Source organism: Pseudomonadota bacterium (genome assembly GCA_022361155.1).
Lineage (GTDB): Bacteria > Myxococcota_A > Polyangia > Polyangiales > JAKSBK01 > JAKSBK01.
In genome coordinates this window covers 1-1,905 of sequence record JAKSBK010000029.1, presented here as the reverse complement: position 1 = coordinate 1,905, position 1,905 = coordinate 1, and the positions used below count along the sequence as shown (strand labels likewise).

Annotated in this window: 1 protein-coding gene; it reads right to left on the bottom strand. The window is 71.1% G+C overall.

The window, feature by feature from the left end; all coding sequences use genetic code 11:
* Nucleotides 1–1,498 (bottom strand): hypothetical protein (locus MJD61_00850; GenBank protein ID MCG8553828.1); only part of this gene is annotated, 1,498 nt, incomplete at its 3' end.
* Between the last annotated feature and the right edge of the window lie 407 nt (nucleotides 1,499–1,905).

The following is a 1,905-nucleotide window of genomic DNA, read 5'->3' as shown; positions in this document are numbered from 1 at the left end:
CCGCGGTCGCCGCCCCGGGGTCGGCGCCGCCGGCCAGCGCGTTGGAGAGGGACTGCTGGAAGGCCTGCTGCGCCGCCTGCGCCTCGGCCGGGCTCATGTTGGAGGTGTCCGGCCCGAGGGCGCCGCCCTCGGTGTTGCCGGAGGCCAGTGCCGCCATCACCGAGCCGGCCTCGCCGGCCGCCGCCTCGGCCGTGGCAGTGGCCATGGCGCCGGCGGTGCGGCCCGCGGCCTGGGTCGCCGCACCCGGATCGGCGCCGCCCGCGAGGGCGTTGTTGAGGGCGTTCTGGAAGGCGGCGTTGGCGGCGGCGGCCTGTTCCGGCGTCATGCCCGAGGTGTCGGGACCGAGGGCGCCGCTCTCGTTGTCGCCGGAGGCGAGTGCCGACAGCACCGGGTCGGCGTTCCGTTCGCCGGCCTGGATCTCGGCCGCCGTGGCCTGCGCCACCTGGCCGGCCTGGTCGGCCTGCTGCAGGGCGTCGCCGGCGCCCTCGCCGCCCTCCAGTGCCTGCACCAGGGCGTCCTGGAAGGCGGCGCTGGCGGCGGCCGCCTGTTCCGGGTCCTGGCCCGCGCCGCCGCCGAGCTGATCCAGGGTCTCGCCGGCGGCCTCGCCGCCGGAGGCCAGGGCGGCGATCAGCGAGTCCCCGGGCGTCGCCTGGGCCAGGTCCCGCTGCACGGCCTCTTCGGACTCTTTGGCCCCCTCGGCGTCGGCCAGGGCCTCGCCGAGCTCGGCTCCGTCGGCCAGCGCCTGTTCCAGGGCCTGCTGGAAGGCTTCCTCGCTGTCCGGGTTGTCGCCGCCTTCGGGCAGCGCGTCGTCCACGTTCTCGCCCGAGGCCAGGGCGTTGAGGACCGAGGCGGCCGCTTCCCCCTGCTGCTGCTGGACGGCGACCCGGAGTGACGACTGGAAGACCTGGTCGGCGCTGGCCACGGCCTCCGCCGGCGACTGGCCCTGCGACATGCCGGTGACCAGGGCCTGGCGGAAGGCGGAGACGGCCTCCTGTATGGACTGCGGCGAAGCGCCGAGATCGGCTGCGTTGGCCAGGCTGGTCTGCAGCATGGCGTCCATGGCCTGGTCCAGGTCCTGGCCCTGGGACAGCGCCACCAGCAGGGTCGCCAGGGCGTCGGGATCGAGAGCGGTCGCGAGACCCGGCGGCAGCGCCTGGCCGGCGCCTCCCGCCCCGGCGGCCGGCGTCCCGGTAGCTTGGCCGGTGGTCTCGTCGGTGGCTTGGGCCAGCCCGGTGCCGGCGTCGGGCGGCCCCTCTGTCCCGGTGTCCGCGGCCTGGGCCAGCAGGACTTCGTCCTCCTCGGCCGCCTCGTCCTCATCCTCATCGTCGAGTAGGTCGGCGGCGTCGACGTCGATCTCGGTGTCGATCAGTCGGATGCCGGCGTCGATGGCCCAGGAGGTGCCGTCGTCGCCGGCCACGTCATCCGCCGCGCCCGCCGCATCCTCCAGGCGCTCGTCGAAACCCTCGTCGGGGGTCAGGTCGGTGGGGTCGTTCGCCATGTTCTCCTAGGCCTTCGGGCGCATTTCCAGGACCGTGCCGAATCTACCACATGGGGCGGCTCCCACTGTGATGGTCGTCACAGGCATTGTGAATTCTAAAATACTGATAAATCGTATCTTTATCACGCATTCCTTGCCCCAGTGCCGAACCCGTCCGACCGGCGGCGCACGCTGCCCGCCGAACGTATATCTCGAAGCCCGAGAGTACCGTGTCCGGTGAGCCGGAAAAACGAACGATTGGTATCAAATTGTGAGCCGGCGGTGACAGTCGGTGACATGGCGACGCCGTCCCGCCGCCCTCATGCACGGTTGCGGATTCCGCCTCGGAGAGTCGGTGATCCGACCCGCAACCACCAGCATTATATTAACTGTTATTAAGATAATAACTTAAATTAACTTAATTAATT